The organism is Kiloniella laminariae (assembly GCF_027214005.1).
In the GTDB taxonomy this organism is placed as follows: Bacteria; Pseudomonadota; Alphaproteobacteria; order Kiloniellales; family Kiloniellaceae; genus Kiloniella; species Kiloniella laminariae_A.
On sequence record NZ_JAPWGY010000010.1, the window covers coordinates 19303 to 35908 of the forward strand.

A 16606-nucleotide genomic window follows, 5' to 3' on the forward strand; every position below is an offset into this window, starting at 1 on the left:
GTAACCAGGGCTTGTTTAACGCATAAAACGAAAGGCCGGGGCACACTGTTGTGTCCCGGCCTTTCGCTGTTCAATTTTCTACTGTCTAAGGTTTTATTCAGCTGCTTTTGGCAAATAACGGGTTTCGTCGACAAGCGGTGATGGCTGGATAAAGCGCGAGAACAGGATAGGCAGTTCTTCCGGTGGACGTGTTTCTTCAGGAATGAGCAACAAGCCCTGGTTCAGGAGGAAAAGACCGATTTTCTCCTGGCCAAAAGCAACTGCCAGCGGAGCACTAATGATCAGCCCCGTCAGGATCGGTGCAAGCCAGGGTAAGAGTTCTGGAGCCTGAAGATAATATACGGCACCAAGTCCCAAGGCAGCCAGAAGATGTGCACTGTGTTGTTTAAAGGCCTCGCTCCAGGGGATATTTCGTCCGCTTCTGCTCTGGGCATTCCACTGTACTGTTTTCCCAAGAAGCAGGGCCGTGATGATACGGACATGGAAAATCATTACAACAGGCGCTGTGATTGCCGAGAAAGTCATTTCCAGCAAACAGCTCAGGGTTAGTCGGATAACACCGCCATAGGCTTTGGCATCACGATAACCGATAATCAAGGCGAAAATCTTTGGCATAAAAAGCATGCCCATCACGACAGCAAAAAGCGAAAGTGGCGTCATAATGTAATTTTGCAGCACTGGCCATTCAAAGGGGAGTTCGATAACAGGGCCCAATGGCATGGTTCTTTCAGCCACCAACAGGGCACTGAGAACCAGCAGAAGCATCCAGAGGTACGAGGAGGCATAACTCATAACACCCATGAGCATATGGAGCCTGCTGATCGGCTTCAGACCTTTGGTACCAAGAAGTCTGGTATGCTGGAAATTACCCTGACACCAGCGTTGGTCGCGAATGATATGATCCAGAATGTTGGTCGGGATCTGTTCGTAACTGCCTTTGCCTTCAGGAAAAATCCAGACGTCGTATCCGGCACGGCGCAACCATGCTGCTTCGACAAAATCGTGGCTCAGGATGTCCCCTGACAAAGGACCTTTGCCGGAAAGTGTTGGCAGATCACAATGTTCTATGAAGGGCTTCAGACGCAGAATTGCATTATGTCCCCAATAGTTTCCGTCATTGAGGGTCCAGTAGCTCAAACCAGTCGAGAAAAGCTCTCCTGTCAGACGGATATTGAACTGGGTCAGACGACCAAACAGGGTTTTTTGCCCCATAGCGCGCGGTTGTGCCTGTATCAGGCCTGCATTTGGATTGTTATCCAACATTCTGGTCAGGTTGAGAATGGTCTCTCCCGACATGATACTGTCCGCATCAAGAACCAGCATATAATCATAGTCTGCCCCCCAACGATCACAAAAATCCTTGAGATTGCCGACTTTTCTGTGAGTGTTTTTTTCACGACGGCGATAATGGAACCTGCCTTGCAGGGCGTAACGATGCAGAAGTTCCTGGGCCAGAACGTTTTCCTGTTCGGCAATCTCGTCTTTGGTTGTGTCACTGAGGATAAAAAAATTGTAATTGTTGCCATGACCTGTGGCGAGAACCGAACGCAGTGTCTGCTCCATACCTTGAAAAACCATTTCGGGATCTTCATTGTAGATCGGCATGACAATCGCGGTTCGACCGACAGGGCATGCTTTTGTATCAAGCCCGGCAGCTACCGGTGAGACTTTCCTTGCTGCATTGCCTGGAAAGAAAAGGCGAAAGGCAAATCCGATTGTCGACGTCCAGAAGGACTGGGCAATCCAGATAAAAGCGATTGTAGAAAGGAGAATATAGCCCCCTTCCAGCAGACTCAGCCCGTTTTCGAACAGATTGATCGTCAGGTTTGTACTGAGAATACCAACCGTCAAAAAGAGCAGGGCGACAAGAAACAACCGTCTTCTCACCCGCATGGCCGAGAGGTTTTTGTCATCAGATATAGCGATATCTTCGGGGTTCATTATTGTATCCTGCATCAGACGGGTTTGCCTGTATAAAGGTAAGTCCAGGTTTCGGTTAGTGCTCTGTCACCCAGCTTGAGATACCCTCTGATGTCGCAAGGACGATTTTCAGGGGGGCTCAGATTAAAAGAAACCCGCCATTGATTATTAACAGGGTTCTTCTGGCACTGCATGTCGTATATTTTACCATCTTGACAGGTGAAAATGGCTTCTATTGGGCTGTCTGCAGCAAGAGTGTCGAGGTCCGCTCCTTCAAACTCTACAATAAAGTATCGCGCTTCTTCATGGTTCCCATAAGAAAAGCCTGGACGGTTGGCCGGGCCTTCTCGTGTGCTCAGGGTCCGACCAACTGGAGGCCACTGGGGCGAGTCAAGAAAACTTGTCAGTCGATAGGAATACTGATGGGATTGACCAGCTTTGAGCCGGGTATCTGATACCCAGTAACAAACGATATTATCGGTTGTCTCCAGGTCCGAATTAATTTCAACCAGTTCGACATGTCCTTTGCCCCAATCGCCTTTGGGTTCAATCCAGATACTTGGTCGTAACTGATATCTTGAATCCAGGTCATGATAGCTATCGTAGGAGCGATCGCGTTGACAAAGACCAAACCCTTTGGTTCCGGCATCTAAAAAGGACGAGATTGTTGGGCTGCGTCTACGGGCGAGGGGGCGCCACAACCATTCATTTTGGCTGTTGTGAATCATCAGGCCGTCTGAATCATGAACCTCTGGTCGATAATCATCCAGTTTTCTGGAATTCTCACCATATAAATACATGCTGGTTAATGGCGCGAGGCCAAGCTTGTTGATGTCTTTTCTGGCAAAAAGGGAAACTTCAACATCGATAGTTGTCTCATCGCCTGGAGTAACAACAAAGCGATAGGCTCCGGTGATACTTGGACTATCCAGCAATGCCATGATAACCAGTTCATTCGAACCTGATACTGGCTTTTCAATCCAGAATCCGCGAAAATCAGGAAACTCTTCCCCCGATTTTTCCGCTGTATCGATCGCAAGTCCTCGAATAGACAGGCCATATTGTTGCCCGCGCCCAAGTACCCGAAAGTAATTAGAACCCAGAAAAGAAATCAGTTCGTCATAATATTCGCTGTTCAACTGGTGATGGACACGAAATCCGGCGAAGTGAAGATTGTCAAAATCCTTGGCTGTCGGCTGTTCACCTTCGTACCAGAACATCCCCGGCTGAAGGGTTTGATCTTTTTCCTTGCCGTTTTCCTGAAGCGTAATATTCACAGTGTGATGAAACCAGGGTCCCCCTGGATGAAAGAACTGCATCTGGAAGGGACCACCATCGTTCCACAATGGCGCCTTTGGGTTGTAATAGATTTTCGAAAACTGTTCGACAGACATTTTCTTCCAAAAATCACTGATGCGATCATCAGGTTTTTCATAGGTCGATTTTGCCAGAGTCGCAGCTTTTTCCTGTATATCCGAAAAACGGGTAAGGCCAGCTGCCCCCGCCGCGCTCTCAGCAAGAATTCCAGGCAAAAATCCCGTACAAGTCAGGGCCATAGTTGATAGAAGAAAATCTCTGCGTTTCATCTGTTACAGTACTTCAGGAAAGTTAGAATTCGACATCGTTTGTCGTCGAACAGGAATTTGCTCTAAAGTAGAAAATCTTCAAGGGGAATCTTTGTGTCATCTCACTTTTATTTCACTTTTTTGTCTTTTTATGCGGTACGTAAAAACAAACCCGGTCTTGACAGTACTTTTAACTGTTTAAAGTGAGCGGGAATAAACAAGACTCATCACAAGTTCGCGAACAGGTTTTACTATAGATTCCATTGCTCAAATGACATTTTAGCTATAGAGGAGTGGAACAATTATTAAGGAAACCGGGTTACCAGCGCATGTCACAAGAAATATCCGATAAAATCAGGCCTGAACTGCTTGGAGTTCTTCCCAGCGGAAAAAGAGAGCGAGATCCGCGACTCGACTTCTTTCGCGGACTGGCAATGCTTTTCATATTCATTGCCCATATCCCGGAAAACTATTGGTCACGTTTTATACCCGGCAGGTTTGGACCAAGTGATGCCACAGAGATGTTTGTCTTCTGTTCCGGTTTTGCTGCAGCGATCGCTTTTGGTGGAACATTCCGCCGATCCGGATTTGGAACCGGAACCGCACGTATCATTATCCGGTGTGTTCAGATTTTCTTTGCCCACCTGGGTCTGTTCTTCGCCGTAGCAGCCGTTAGCGCTTATGGCGACGCCGAGATATTTGGGGGCGATTACATCAACAAGATGAACCTGGGGTTTTTCTTTGATCATACGGGTGAGGCTTTAATCGGACTTTTCACACTGACATATGTTCCCAACTATTTTGACATCATGCCGATGTACATTGGCGTGCTGGCCATGGTGCCGATTGTTATGTTCCTTGCCCGGTTCAACCCGTGGCTCGCAGCAGCGTTTTCGCTCGGCCTATATATTGCGACCTGGATCTGGGATCTTGGTTTCTCAGCCGAACCATTTTCAGACCGGGAATGGTTCTTTAATCCTCTGGCCTGGCAAGTTCTGTTCTTTTCCGGATTTGCGATTTCTTCTGGCTGGGTAAAAACTCCGAAACCAAATAAAGTATTACTTACTGTCTGTGTGGTTTTTATATTGGTCCTGGTACCCTTCAGTAACTGGTCGATTATCTATGGATTTCCTGATCTGATCTCCAGCAACCCGGATTTCAGTATGGATAAAATCCGCCTGGAACATTTACGGGTTGGTTATGCCAAAACCAATTTTGGCCTGTTGCGGTGGGCACAGTTCTTTGCCCTGGCCTACATTTGCGCCTCTATGCTCAAAGGACGGGAACATATTCTGAAAAGCCGCTATCTGCGTCCCATCATCGTAACAGGACAACAGGCTCTACCCGTTTTTATTTTGAGCATGACCCTGTCCTGGATCGGTGGGATGGTTCTGGACCTTGTTGGTCGTGATGCAGTGGGGCTGCCTTTGGTAAATATCTCGGGGTTGATTATACTAATTGTCTTTGCTTATGCCATGTCCTGGATCAAAGCAGCCCCCTGGACAAAAAAAACTGCACCCGTTGCAGTCGATAATTCTCAGGAAACTGTTTCCACAAGCAGTCGAGTTGAGAAAACATTGGCCGCGCATTAATCTGCGGATAAGGCAAGCGACCTTGTTTTGGAGTAGGTGTTCGATCTGGAATCTGGGGGAAGGGGGAGAGTAATATGAATATCTCGTTTAACAGGATGTTATTGCTCTCCTTCTGTCTGGCCTTGCTCAAAACTGAAGCTGTGGCACAAGGGCGCGTTGACTATAACAGAACAATTGCTCTTGAATCCCTTGAAACGCCTTTGGATTATTCAATCTATCTGCCAGAAGCCTATTGTAATAACGAAGGGGCTCCCTATCCAGTACTCTATCTTTTACATGGCTATGGCGGCGGACATCACGACTGGCCCAAAGTGGGTAATATTACAAGCACGCTTGACCGATTAATCACTGATCAGATCATCCCGCCTTTAATCGTTATCATGCCTGCTGCTGCGAAATCCTGGTATGTGAATTCCCCTAAGCACGGCAACTATGAAACCGCCATTCTCTATGAGTTACCGGAAGCAATTGAGGCAGAATTTCCTGTGCAGGCGAACAAGGGCGGGCGGGTTGTTGCCGGATTGTCTATGGGTGGATATGGCGCGTTGCGAATGGCCTATCTTGAGCCTGATCGTTTTGCCGCTGTAGCTGCGCTAAGCCCGGCCATCTTTCCAAATGCCACTGGCGACGATGACTTTCGCCCGATCCAGATAAAACTGTTTAGCGGTGTTTTTGGTGATCCCTTTATTGTCGAAAAGTTCAATCAGAAAAATATCTTTTCCCTGATAGAAAACACCCCCAATCCTCCGGCTACTTTTTTAACTGTTGGCGACGATGATTCCTTCGGGCTCTATGATGGAACCTATGCATTCTACAAGTTGATGCGAGAGCAAAAAAAACCGGTAGAGCTCAGAGTGACCGATGGCAATCACAGCTGGAAACTTTGGTCCAGAGAAATTGAAACCGCGCTTTTGTTTCTTTCTAAAAAGCTGGAGAGACAGGATAGTTCTTCATTCGCGTCAGAAAAACCGCTCGATCCATTCTGCCTTTGAATACACTAAAAAAACCATCAATTACATTGCCGTGAAATAAAACATCAAATAAGCGTAAAAATCAGTATAAAAATACTGTTTCAGCGGTTAATAAAACATGTTATTTAATGCAGCCGCTGTGCAATCCTATGAGCCCTGTTGGAAATCATAGAGAGACAGCTTTATTTTTTGTGTGTTTTGGTCTTAAGAAGCAGTGATGGTCGTTACCAATAAAACCCCCGTTACCTATAGGGATAAACTTCCCGATGAAGTAGATGTCGTGGTAATCGGTGCGGGTATTATCGGGATTTCGATTGCCTATTTTCTGGGGCGCCAGGGAAAATCTGTTCTTGTCTGTGAAAAGGGTCGTGTCGCGGGTGAACAGTCCTGCCGGAATTGGGGCTGGGTGCGTCAGCAAGGCCGCGATAGCTCTGAACTTCCCATTATGAAAGAAAGCCTGCAAATATGGAAAAGGCTGTCATCAGAGATTGGTGAAGACCTGGGTTTTCATCAAGGCGGGTGCCTTTATCTGGCAGATAATGATCACCAGCAACATGAAAATGAATCCTGGCTTTCTGTCGCCCGGGAACATGAGCTTGATACACAGCTTTTAACCGCGAATGAAACAGCAAGACTGCTCGGGCAGGAACAGGCCCGATGGAAGGGAGCGCTTTATACACCGAGTGATGGTCGGGCAGAACCTTTTATTGCTGTGCCAAAGCTGGCGCGGGCAGCCAAAAAACTTGGCGTCAGGATCATCGAGAACTGTGCTGTAAGAGCATTGGATATTTCTGCAGGAAAGATTTCAGGCGTGATAACCGAGCAGGGACGGGTGCGTGCAAGACAGGTTGTTTCTGCTGCTGGCGCCTGGTCATCTCTCTTGGCTGGATACCATAATATTGTTTTGCCGCAACTCAGGGTAAAAAACTGTGTTGCCAGAACCTCCCGGGTCGACGGTTTTTTCTCGGGTAATGCCGTGTCTGACAAGATTGCTTTTCGACGGCGGCAAGACGGTGGCTATACAGTCGCCCTAGCCGATCACATGACACACCATATTGTTCCCGATAGCTTCCGGTATCTTCCCAAATTCATTCCGCTGATGAAAAAGTCCCTAAAAGATATCAGCCTGAGAATAGACGAGAGCTTCTTTAGCGATTATGGACGCCGAAAATCCTGGAATGAAGAAAAAATATCACCTTTTGAGCGGAACAGGATCCTCGATCCCAAACCTGATCCGGAATTACACAGAAAGCTAAGACAAAGGCTCAGTGATTACGTCCCTGCTTTGGCCAAGGTAACTTTTCTTGAAAGTTGGGCGGGAATGATCGAGACATCACCAGATGTCCTGCCAATTATTTCAAAGGTAGACAACCTGCTTGGGCTGATTATTGTTGCGGGCTTGAGCGGACATGGCTTTGGTATTGGCCCAGGAATTGGACGGGTTGTCGCAGACATGGCAGCAGATCGCCCCACGGGGCATGATTTAACACGCTTTAGATTGAGCCGGTTTCATGATGGTTCCCCCATTATCCCCGGGCCATCTCTTTAGTTCTTTTCCACGTAAAAAAGGAAGAGATGCCTGTTTCAGGAAGTCATTTCCATGACTTTATTCTGGTGGTAATCCCTGGATTATATTTCGGCAAAATCTGCTTCTATGCGCGCCGCTCTATTCAGGGCCCATATGTTATCAGGTCTGTCCTGAAGGCGTTTTTCCAAAAGTTCCCGTGCAGTATCATGACGGTTCGAACGTATGGCAGCATCAATGAGCAATCGGTGAAAGACATCTCGCTGGGCATGACTGCCACCGATCTGTTGCAACTGGTCGAATACAGGCAATAAAAGATCCACACACTTCCCGTCCTGCCCGACTTTGCTGGCCTTGATGGCCTTGGCAAGCGGCATGCCGATATGCCGGAAAACGGCCTGTGCTGTTCCGTCACCCTGACTTTTTTGTTCCATTGTTTCGATGAAACTGTCCGCCGCTAGTTTGTTACCAGCACCAAGAATTGCCAGCAGATAATGGGCATCAGCAAAAGCAAGGCTGTGATCATTGACGTGAGTTGCTGATAAACGGGCCATTTCTTCCCATCTATGTCCGACATCAACGCCTTCGAGTTCCAGTCGGTAAAGCAGGGAAACTCCATTGCTGATATCCCTGAAATCATCTGTATGATCCTTGCGTATATAATTATCATAAAGGTGAAGAACCTCGTCTTTATGACCCAGCTCTAGATGAAACAGCGCCATATGCCAGTACATATGAAAGGAAAAATTATTGCAGTTGTCCCAACGATCCTGAAACTGGGAAAGCCAATTCAGGCCCTCTTGAGGGCGAGAAGACATCTCGAGCACGTGACCAACAGCATGCGTTCCCCAGGCATCATCCGGTTCTAACTCGACAGCCTGCTTGCCTATTTTCTCGGCTTCGCTGTAAGCCCCGGTTTCTTCCAGCCCAAAACAGTGACAACCAAGAATAAATCCATAATCCCGGTCATTCTCAGACCAGGCTCTGAGCACTTTTGTTGTTGAGGAACGCATGGCTTTACTTTGGCCGCGAATAAACTGACAGGCATGGGTCAACTTTACCGTCAAGGCATCAAGCGGGTATTTGCAAAGCAGGTTATCCAGCCTGGATATAGAAAGGTCGAGATGACCACTGCACCAATCTTCCAAGGCTTTAAGGAGCTCACTTTCGCGCTGGGTGGCACCTCTTTCGCGCAAGCTCAGTTTTGCTTTAAACAGAGATTCCAGAGCGACAGGATCTGCTGAGGCCTTTGCCAGCATCTTGTAGAAAAAACCTTTGGCAATCAAAGCTATGAGCAGTTGAGGGTCTGTTTCAAGTGTCGTTCCGAGTGCCTCTGGGGTCTTTTTGGAATGTGCCAAAAAGAGAGAAACCGTATTGTCGAATTGGTCTACAGCGAGCTGGCTTAAAGCGGTTACTTCATGACCACGGCAATCAAACAGCACAGGAAACCTCCAGATAAAGCAATGAAATTCTTAAATCTCATATGGCACGAGCTGCCCACTGATTTCCAGTGATGAAAATGTGTTGAGACCCGGCAGAGAGCGGGGTTGTGATCATCGTGATTTGCCTTGCTCACCGCAAACATGAGGATTTCCCGACGATAGTTCCTGAAACTCTGATCTTCGGGTCTAAAGCGGCACACAGCATTCTGACAAGATTGTGAAAGGAGGTTAACCGGTTTTCAGGCTTATAGTGATCAATACGGGCCACTCTTTATAAAAAAGCTCGGTTGTTTATTGTACGGGGAAAGCATGTTTATGCAGAAAAACTCAACACTTGCTTTCAACAGATTCCTACCTCTTGCCTGCTCGCTAGGGGCGGTCGTCTATCTCGGCATTTTCATCAATGAGCGCGCTGGCCTCGCAGCCGGGATCGGGATTGCTTTGGGTATCTGTCTTTATCACGCTGCTTTTGGTTTCACATCGGCTTGGCGACGTTTTCTAACAGAGAGGTGGGGCGCGGGGTTGAAGGCTCAGGTGATAATGTTAGCGGTTGTGGTGACCTTGTTTTTTCCGACACTCGATTCTGGTCATATTTGGGGGCAGAGTGTTTATGGTTTTGTCGCCCCAGCCGGAACCGGTGTCATTGTCGGTGCCTTCCTTTTTGGCATTGGCATGCAAATCGCCAGTGGCTGTGCCAGTGGAACTCTCTTTACTGTGGGCGGCGGCAGCTTGCGGATGGTTGTTACTTTATTCGCCTTTATGATGGGCTCTGTCCTGGCAACACTCAATTTACCGTTCTGGCATGAATTACCCAAACTGGCTCCGATTTCAATGATTTCTCTCTGGGGATGGAAGCTGGCTCTGGCTTTTCATCTCGTGCTTTTTTGGGGACTTTATCAACTCGTGAAAAAAATGGAGAAAAAGGAAGAACCTTCGACCGGTCATCTGGCCGAGCCAGAAACAACTGGATTTTTACAGAGGATTGTTCAGGGACCCTGGCCTCTGGTCCTTGGGGCAGTCGGTCTGGCTGTATTGAACTTTGTTATGCTTGCGACCTTGGGGCACCCTTGGGGAATTACCTCAGGGATTACCTTCTGGGGTGGAAAACTGGTTACCTTTCTTGGCGCGGATTTGTCTTCGGTGCCTTATTGGAGTGGACAGACAGAGGCACTCCAGGGATCTCTGTTTAATAATGATGCATCATCCAGCAATATTGGCATTGTTCTTGGGGCTATGAGCGCGGCTGTACTGGCGGGAAAATTTGGGAAGAACCAGAACTTGTCAGCCCGCGGTATTATTACAGCCCTGATTGGTGGCGTGTTGCTTGGATATGGTGCCCGTCTGGCCTATGGCTGCAATATCGGGGCATTTTTTAGTGGTGTGGCTTCAGGGAGCCTGCATGGCTGGGTCTGGCTGGTCGCTGCTCTTGCCGGAAATATGGTTGGTATCCGGGTCGTTAAGATTTTTTCCTTACGCTGAGCTTATGCCAAAGTCTCTCTTGAAATATCAGGTGTAGCTGCCGACCAGCGTAAATTCTTCTCCTCCGATACCTCTTTTAAACGTGGTGACGCCTGCAGCATCCTGTGGGTTGATCCCCCCCAGATCCAGCCAGTTAACCTGTCGTTTTTTTAGTTCCATTATACTGTGCCAAATAAGAAAATTATGGGCTCTTTTTCCCCGACCTGCCGGGCTGTTCCAGCCAACGAGATAGGTTGCACCGGCTTCGTGTAAAAAAATCAGCACGGCACCAATCGGGGTGTTGCCGTCCAGGGCACGTAACAGCAACATGTCATCACGATCTTTAGTGAAGCGTTTCAGGTGGGCAACCAGTGCCGGGCTTGGTCCCCTGAACTCTTTCAAGAGTTTGTCTGTCTCACTTAATTTCAAGAGCCAGTTGAGATGCTTGCCCTCTGTATCAATTTCAAGAGTCAGTCCTTTTTTCAGAGATTGATTGAGAGGATTGCGCCAGTTCGACTTCAGGTTGGCGCGCAAAACCTCTTCTTCCTGGGAAAGATCGAGCCAGATAGAGCTGTACCCCTCTGTATCGATGCGCTTGAAACCAGCTTCTTCCAGGAGGTGCCGGTTTTCTGACGTATCCGGCAATTCCGGTAAAAAATAGGTAAAACGCCACGGGCGGGCAGGATACCGGGTTCTTATTTCCTTCCAGAAAACCTCATAAACGCAATCGGGCAAAGCTTGTTCCAGCCAGAGTGGTCCACGATAGAGTCGAACCTTCTGGAACAGCCCCATTAGTCTCTGTTCCAGAACCTGACAGATACCGACAATACGGCCTTTATATGAAATGGTGGCAAACTGTCCCGTCATGCGTTCTGTAATGAGGATTGCCTGTGCGTAAGGCCAGCTTTGTAACAGGTTGGATTTTCCTGATTTTCGAACTAGCTCCCGCCATTGCCTGACTGAAATCTTGTTCCATTGTATTTCTACTGAATTTTCTTGGCTGTAATCAGGCATTACTTTTCCGCTATTTACGAGCTTCGCTTTATTATCCATAATAGGTAAGTATGGGATTTGTAAATGATTTCCGAGCGATTTCGTGCTATTCCTATAACTTGACAGATTCAATTATTACAGGGCTTTCAGCGTAATGGCCAAGGTTGTTGCCGTATATAACAAAGAACGAAGACGGGATCACCGTCGCGCTGTAAAAATGGCAGCGATACTGAAGGGATTTGATGCCAGAATCAAAGGTGTCATGGTCACTATTCGGGATATCAGTCCCGGTGGAGTTGGCCTGACGGGAGAAGAGCCAGATCTTTCCGATTTTAATGATATGGATGTTATTCTGAATCAGGCGGGGGAAAAGATTGATCTCAGTACCCTTGATCTGAAAGTTGGTGATATTACCACACTTGAGATCCTTTTGACGACAGATGAGCCTTTTGTCATCGATGTCGAGATCAGACGGGCAGATAACGCTTCAGGTAACCTTGGGGCACGGTTTGTTAATATCGGCAATCGGGCATTTAGTACGCTTGAGAAAATTGTTTTGGGACGCATCCGTTAAGATTATCCCTTTTTATTGTGACTGAGATTACAAGCTATCAGGCCGCCAGAACCGGGCGGCCTTTTGCTATGGCAACGATACGGCTTTCAATGAAAAGCTTGTCACCTCCTGCATCAAGGATGATTTTGTCTTTGCGGGTTATATTGACTTTTACTTCAGCCGCACCACAGGCAAGAGCCAGATCCCGTACTTGCTGATCTGCAGTGTCGGTGGCAAAAGTCGCTGCAAGTTCCAGATCGGTAAAATCTTTCTGGGCGCCGCTAATATGAACGCGATAACGGCCTTTTTCAGGTGACGAAATCAAGGCTTTGACATTTTGAACGACCCCGCCAGCAACGGCACCAACAGCATTGGTTACCTCGGCATGCTCTGGCACCGAGAGCCTGGTGTTGAGGCGTTTGGCAACATCTGGATAATACGTGGCTGCCGGGGCTCCAATGGCGACTATAGGCCGTCCAAGCTGAAGACTGAAGTTGATCAGGGGTGACTTTTTTTCGGCCTGTTTGTCACGCAGAGCATTGTCGATCAGGTTTTGTCCAAGTTGCTGCTCTTTACTGAGAGGTGGATAACCTTCTTCGGACATGGCAGATTCAAGAATGGTTGTTCCCGAACGGGTGACGGTTTTTTCGTAAATTTTTTCGGCCAGTTCTTTTACCGTGACATTCCGGAAAATGTTCTCTCGGTTGGCGAAACGAAGGAAAAGCTGAGCAGAGAGTTCTGCCCCCTTAACGTCCCATGATTGATGACGATTTAACAAATGGCTGGCATCACTGGGGGTTAGGCCCGAATAGATAACCAGCCCACGATCAACAAGCCGCTGTAGGGGCGGGATCATGGCAGGTCTTTCGGCCAATTCATTCAAAGCGACAGGACCATCTTTCAGGAGAGTCCAGATCTCTGCCTCCATGCGGGAGAGGCTGGTTTCGCCCGTGTCGAGCTTGCGAAGGCGCAGAACAAAACGTCCATCTGTCGGACGAATACGGTCTGACTTCAATTGCTTCTGCATGACATCGAGAACTTCTGGACACTGCAGAGCCAGCAAGCTGATCGGTTGAACCCGTCTGGGACCAACAGTAAGCTTGGCCTTGCCCAATTCAAGGGTCACTTCACTGTCACCCCCGAGGCCGAAGGTGTGAACGGCCACAGCCTCGACCATTGTACGCCATCCTCCAACCAGAGCACCCTGATCATTCAAGAGAGGTTGTCCGTCTTCAAGAATTGCAATGTCCGTTGTTGTTCCCCCCATGTCGACCACGAAAACATCTTTTTCCCCCGAGAGAAAATGTGCTCCGACAACAGAGGCGGCGGGACCGGAAAGAATGGTTTCTACTGGTCGGTTAAGCGCAGTTTCAGCTGTAATAAGCGATCCATCCCCCTTGACGACCATTAAAGGTGCTTTGATATTTTTTTGTTCCAGCATGGTGCCAACAGCCAGGATCAACTGTTGAAGCTGAGGAATCAGACGGGCATTGAGAACAGCGGTCAAAGCACGGCGAGGGGCGTCAAGACTGGAGGTGAGTTCATGCGCGCAGGTCACAGGCAATCCTGTTTCTTCGCGAATTAGCGTTCTTACAGTTTCTTCATGGGCTGCATTTCGTACTGAAAAATAACCCGCCACGGCAAAGGCAGCTACCTTTGGGCCTTGTTCCTGTACCGTTTTCCTGACGAGTTCAATATCCAGTGGAGCTTGCTCATCCCCCATAGACGTATGACCGCCCCGAACAAAAACATAAGGATTTTTGCCGATGGCTTCGCCAAGATTGGAGCGCATCAGAGAACCTTCATCGTAACCGATCATGATAAGGCACACGGGACTGCCATGAGATTCAACAATCGCATTGGTGGCCAGGGTTGTCGAAAGGGAAACCATCCGGATTTCCTCACCGCTCCCAGGCAAGATGGCATCTACGGCCTTGCATATACCAATAGAAAGATCGTGTTTTGTTGTCAGGGACTTGGAGGTTTTGAGGACACCGTCTTCTTCAGTGAAAAGAACAGCATCGGTGTAGGTTCCCCCGGTATCAATCCCCAGCAGCATTATCAATCCTTTCACTTGCCCGACAGGTAACGATTCGCATAAAGCAGTGGCAAAGTCCTAGCAAATAACCCGGATAATTACTGTACTAAAAACGACGAGGACCCAAGACGCAGAAAGATAAAAACTATTTTTTCCATTTTATAAGGCCCAGCGCGCCAACCATGCCGATGGTAACAACACAAACCCCGGCAAACTCCAGTACTGAAAGACTTTCGCCAAGGATTGGATAGGCAAGCAGGACAGCTATACCGGGAACCAGTGCGGCAAAGACCGCACCACGGGCGGCCCCCAACAGCGAGACGGCCTTGGTATAGAACAGCAAGGCTAGAAAAGCAGAACCAACACCCTGAAAAAGCGCCTGAAAAATAACCTCGTTTCCCGGAGCGGTAAATATTTTGGGTTCGCCAAGGGTAAAATATAACGGCAGATAGAGAATCATGGAAATGACGGCAACAAGGGCTGTTGCATGCAAAGGGTCAGCCTTGAAATATTTGCTGCCGACGGTGTAACAGGCCCAACAGGCTCCTCCAGCCACAAACAGTAGATCTCCGACCCATTGATCTTGTCTCTGGCTCGAGATCAGGGCCTGTCCTCCCAAAAGCGCAACGCCAAGGATAATCACGATCAGGCCGATAATCCGGGTGCGATCCGGGCGATCACCTAAAATCAGCCAGCTGCCGATTGTCGAGATTGTCATCATAGAGCTGGGGGCGATAATTCCCATGTGGCTGGCCGGAGCATAGGTCATACCAGCAACAGTAATCAGCATGTAGGGAACGCCAGCACCAAAGGCGAGAATGAGTGCACCAATCCAACCGATCCCCCGCACGCCCCGCTTTATAATCAGTGGCAGCAGGAGAACTCCTGCCACGCCAAAACGCAGGGCCGTGATGTCGTAGGCGGTCAAGGTCTGTTCCCTGAGGCCCAGGCTGGACACCACGGGCCAGGCACCCCAGAGAAGTGCGGCAAGCAAACCATAACAGATCCCGGGCACAGCCGGATTGTTTTCGACCTTTAGACTGGCGAACATAGTATTATACCTGAAGTTAGCGGGAAGGGCTTTGCCCAGAGCAGAACAGGAAGTAGGTTAGGATAGATTGATTGAGGATATACTGCATTAGACATCAAGTTCGGGTATAAATTATGCAAAATATCGATATTCTGAGGGTAAAATCGGTGATGCCATGGAAATAGATGGTTTTGATCGTTCTATTTTGCGGTGCCTGCAGCAGAGTACCCGTTTTACCTCTGAGCAAATCGCCGAGAAAGTTGGCCTCTCGGCAACAGCCTGTCAACGCCGGATCAAACGCTTGCGTGATACTGGGGCAATTGAACGGGAAGTCGCTGTATTATCCCCGGGGGCTGTGGGAAATCAACTGACGCTGTTGGTTCAGATTGTTGTCAAACGGGGACGCTCAGATGTTATCGATGCCTTTAAACGCGACATGCAGGCTCTTCCCGAAGTACAGCAATGTTATTATGTGACCGGATCTTTCGACTTTATTATGATTGTGACAGCTTCGGATATTACCGAGTATGAGCATTTCACTCGACGGGCATTTTTTGACAATCCGTGTATTCAGGAATTTACCACGACGGTGGTAATGGAGCGGGTAAAGGTCGGTCTGGAATATCCCGTAAAGTAATTCCTTTACCTTCAGGCCCACTGTTTTTTTGAACATAAAGGTATTCGGGACATATATGGATTACGTCCCCCAAAATTCATTCCACTCGGATGATACTGATAAAACCTTTGCCATTGCCTGATATCCCTTTGCATTGGAATGCAGGCCGTCGTTTTCGTTTAAACCGGCCAGATATTCCGGACTGTTTTGCAAGAGAGAGAACAGGTCGATATAAGGGATTTTTTCTTCAACACAGACGTGTTGATAGCCTTCGGAGCCAGTCGCGAGGGTTTGGTTGTTAAAATAAAACATCATATTTGTCAGAGGCGAGAGTACCGGCATTTTTGTTTCTTCTACCGGTGTTGGCCCCAGAGCCAGAACCGGGGCCACTTCTCTGAGGCGCAGAGCCAACTCGCGGAATTGTTTGAAGGCCCGATGGGGCGGTGTTCTCGGCAGATTGCCATCCAGAGTTGCGAAATCATTTGATCCTGAGGCAAAGACAATCCCGATATCTGTAGAATTGCCAAGCCGTGCCAAACACTCTTCGACCGCCCGTTTTGCGATTTCCCGAATGGTTTGTCCTCTGACACCAAGATTATAATGAATGAAATCCCTGCCCCTTTTGCTTTCCAGTAAAGCGAGGCGGCCGGGCAGCCCCAGCTTTTCACTGTCGCCCATGCCTTCCATAACGGAAGCACCAACAAAACATATCCGCTTCATAAGGTATTCTTCATAGACTTGACACTCGATACGCTTAAATCGCTCATTTCATTTCTCTGCCATAAAAACATAAATATCTCAAAATTTATAACTCACAACAGTAGCTTACAATTTTTTATACATATAAACGGCTGGATCACATCTACACGCATCGTTGAGGCCCTGAGCAAACCACGGAATAAC

13 protein-coding genes are annotated in these 16606 nt (G+C 48.2%); 6 read left to right on the forward strand and 7 right to left on the reverse strand.

The annotated features are described in order from the left end of the window. Positions 1-93 precede the first annotated feature (93 nt). Entirely contained in the window at positions 94-1941 is a 1848-nt protein-coding gene (gene mdoH / locus O4H49_RS18235) for a glucans biosynthesis glucosyltransferase MdoH (protein ID WP_269424876.1), read from the reverse strand. Positions 1942-1955: 14 nt separating this feature from the next. Continuing rightward, positions 1956-3506, reverse strand: a complete 1551-nt coding sequence (locus O4H49_RS18240) for a glucan biosynthesis protein (protein ID WP_269424877.1) — start codon at positions 3504-3506, stop codon at positions 1956-1958. A gap of 308 nt (positions 3507-3814) precedes the next feature. Here O4H49_RS18240 and O4H49_RS18245 point away from each other — a divergent pair, with 308 nt between their 5' ends. From O4H49_RS18245 to O4H49_RS18255, 3 genes are all read left to right on the forward strand, one after another. Continuing rightward, positions 3815-5077 carry an OpgC family protein gene (locus O4H49_RS18245; RefSeq protein WP_269424878.1) on the forward strand — a complete coding sequence of 421 codons (1263 nt, stop codon included), beginning with the start codon at positions 3815-3817 and terminating at the stop codon, positions 5075-5077. 74 nt (positions 5078-5151) lie between these two features. Then, positions 5152-6069 (forward strand): alpha/beta hydrolase, encoded by a 918-nt coding sequence (locus tag O4H49_RS18250; RefSeq protein ID WP_269424879.1) that lies wholly within the window; start codon positions 5152-5154, stop codon positions 6067-6069. 196 nt (positions 6070-6265) lie between these two features. Then, positions 6266-7597 (forward strand): NAD(P)/FAD-dependent oxidoreductase, encoded by a 1332-nt coding sequence (locus O4H49_RS18255; RefSeq protein WP_269424880.1) that lies wholly within the window; start codon positions 6266-6268, stop codon positions 7595-7597. An 80-nt stretch (positions 7598-7677) separates the two neighbouring features. Here the strand turns inward: O4H49_RS18255 and O4H49_RS18260 are convergent, their stop codons facing one another. Continuing rightward, on the reverse strand, positions 7678-9015 hold the full coding sequence (locus tag O4H49_RS18260; RefSeq protein WP_269424881.1) for a tetratricopeptide repeat protein: 1338 nt from the start codon (positions 9013-9015) through the stop codon (positions 7678-7680). A gap of 315 nt (positions 9016-9330) precedes the next feature. On the opposite strand from O4H49_RS18260, the gene O4H49_RS18265 reads away from it, so the two are divergent. After that, positions 9331-10494, forward strand: coding sequence for a YeeE/YedE family protein (locus tag O4H49_RS18265; protein WP_269424882.1), 1164 nt, complete (start codon positions 9331-9333; stop codon positions 10492-10494). Between the two features lie 27 nt (positions 10495-10521). Here the strand turns inward: O4H49_RS18265 and O4H49_RS18270 are convergent, their stop codons facing one another. Beyond that, positions 10522-11487: a lipid II:glycine glycyltransferase FemX gene (locus O4H49_RS18270; protein WP_269424883.1), complete on the reverse strand. Its 966-nt coding sequence runs from the start codon at positions 11485-11487 to the stop codon at positions 10522-10524. 133 nt (positions 11488-11620) lie between these two features. On the opposite strand from O4H49_RS18270, the gene O4H49_RS18275 reads away from it, so the two are divergent. Continuing rightward, positions 11621-12040, forward strand: coding sequence for a PilZ domain-containing protein (locus tag O4H49_RS18275; protein ID WP_269424884.1), 420 nt, complete (start codon positions 11621-11623; stop codon positions 12038-12040). A gap of 37 nt (positions 12041-12077) precedes the next feature. Here O4H49_RS18275 and O4H49_RS18280 read toward each other — a convergent pair whose 3' ends face one another. Further along, positions 12078-14078: a hydantoinase/oxoprolinase family protein gene (locus tag O4H49_RS18280; RefSeq protein ID WP_269424885.1), complete on the reverse strand. Its 2001-nt coding sequence runs from the start codon at positions 14076-14078 to the stop codon at positions 12078-12080. A gap of 124 nt (positions 14079-14202) precedes the next feature. After that, on the reverse strand, positions 14203-15108 hold the full coding sequence (locus tag O4H49_RS18285; protein WP_269424886.1) for a DMT family transporter: 906 nt from the start codon (positions 15106-15108) through the stop codon (positions 14203-14205). A gap of 154 nt (positions 15109-15262) precedes the next feature. Between O4H49_RS18285 and O4H49_RS18290 the strand changes: the two genes are divergently transcribed. After that, positions 15263-15724 carry an Lrp/AsnC family transcriptional regulator gene (locus tag O4H49_RS18290; RefSeq protein ID WP_269424887.1) on the forward strand — a complete coding sequence of 154 codons (462 nt, stop codon included), beginning with the start codon at positions 15263-15265 and terminating at the stop codon, positions 15722-15724. Positions 15725-15784: 60 nt separating this feature from the next. Here O4H49_RS18290 and O4H49_RS18295 read toward each other — a convergent pair whose 3' ends face one another. Then, positions 15785-16423 (reverse strand): GDSL-type esterase/lipase family protein, encoded by a 639-nt coding sequence (locus O4H49_RS18295; protein ID WP_269424888.1) that lies wholly within the window; start codon positions 16421-16423, stop codon positions 15785-15787. Positions 16424-16606 lie beyond the last annotated feature (183 nt).

Bases quoted from the DNA above. Each gene is read 5' to 3' on its own strand.
- mdoH (WP_269424876.1), bottom strand. From the start codon at position 1,941: ATGAACCCCGAAGATATCGCTATATCTGATGACAAAAACCTCTCGGCC.
- O4H49_RS18240 (WP_269424877.1), bottom strand. From the start codon at position 3,506: ATGAAACGCAGAGATTTTCTTCTATCAACTATGGCCCTGACTTGTACG.
- O4H49_RS18245 (WP_269424878.1), top strand. From the start codon at position 3,815: ATGTCACAAGAAATATCCGATAAAATCAGGCCTGAACTGCTTGGAGTT.
- O4H49_RS18250 (WP_269424879.1), top strand. From the start codon at position 5,152: ATGAATATCTCGTTTAACAGGATGTTATTGCTCTCCTTCTGTCTGGCC.
- O4H49_RS18255 (WP_269424880.1), top strand. From the start codon at position 6,266: ATGGTCGTTACCAATAAAACCCCCGTTACCTATAGGGATAAACTTCCC.
- O4H49_RS18265 (WP_269424882.1), top strand. From the start codon at position 9,331: ATGCAGAAAAACTCAACACTTGCTTTCAACAGATTCCTACCTCTTGCC.
- O4H49_RS18270 (WP_269424883.1), bottom strand. From the start codon at position 11,487: ATGCCTGATTACAGCCAAGAAAATTCAGTAGAAATACAATGGAACAAG.
- O4H49_RS18275 (WP_269424884.1), top strand. From the start codon at position 11,621: ATGGCCAAGGTTGTTGCCGTATATAACAAAGAACGAAGACGGGATCAC.
- O4H49_RS18280 (WP_269424885.1), bottom strand. From the start codon at position 14,078: ATGCTGCTGGGGATTGATACCGGGGGAACCTACACCGATGCTGTTCTT.
- O4H49_RS18285 (WP_269424886.1), bottom strand. From the start codon at position 15,108: ATGTTCGCCAGTCTAAAGGTCGAAAACAATCCGGCTGTGCCCGGGATC.
- O4H49_RS18290 (WP_269424887.1), top strand. From the start codon at position 15,263: ATGGAAATAGATGGTTTTGATCGTTCTATTTTGCGGTGCCTGCAGCAG.
- O4H49_RS18295 (WP_269424888.1), bottom strand. From the start codon at position 16,423: ATGAAGCGGATATGTTTTGTTGGTGCTTCCGTTATGGAAGGCATGGGC.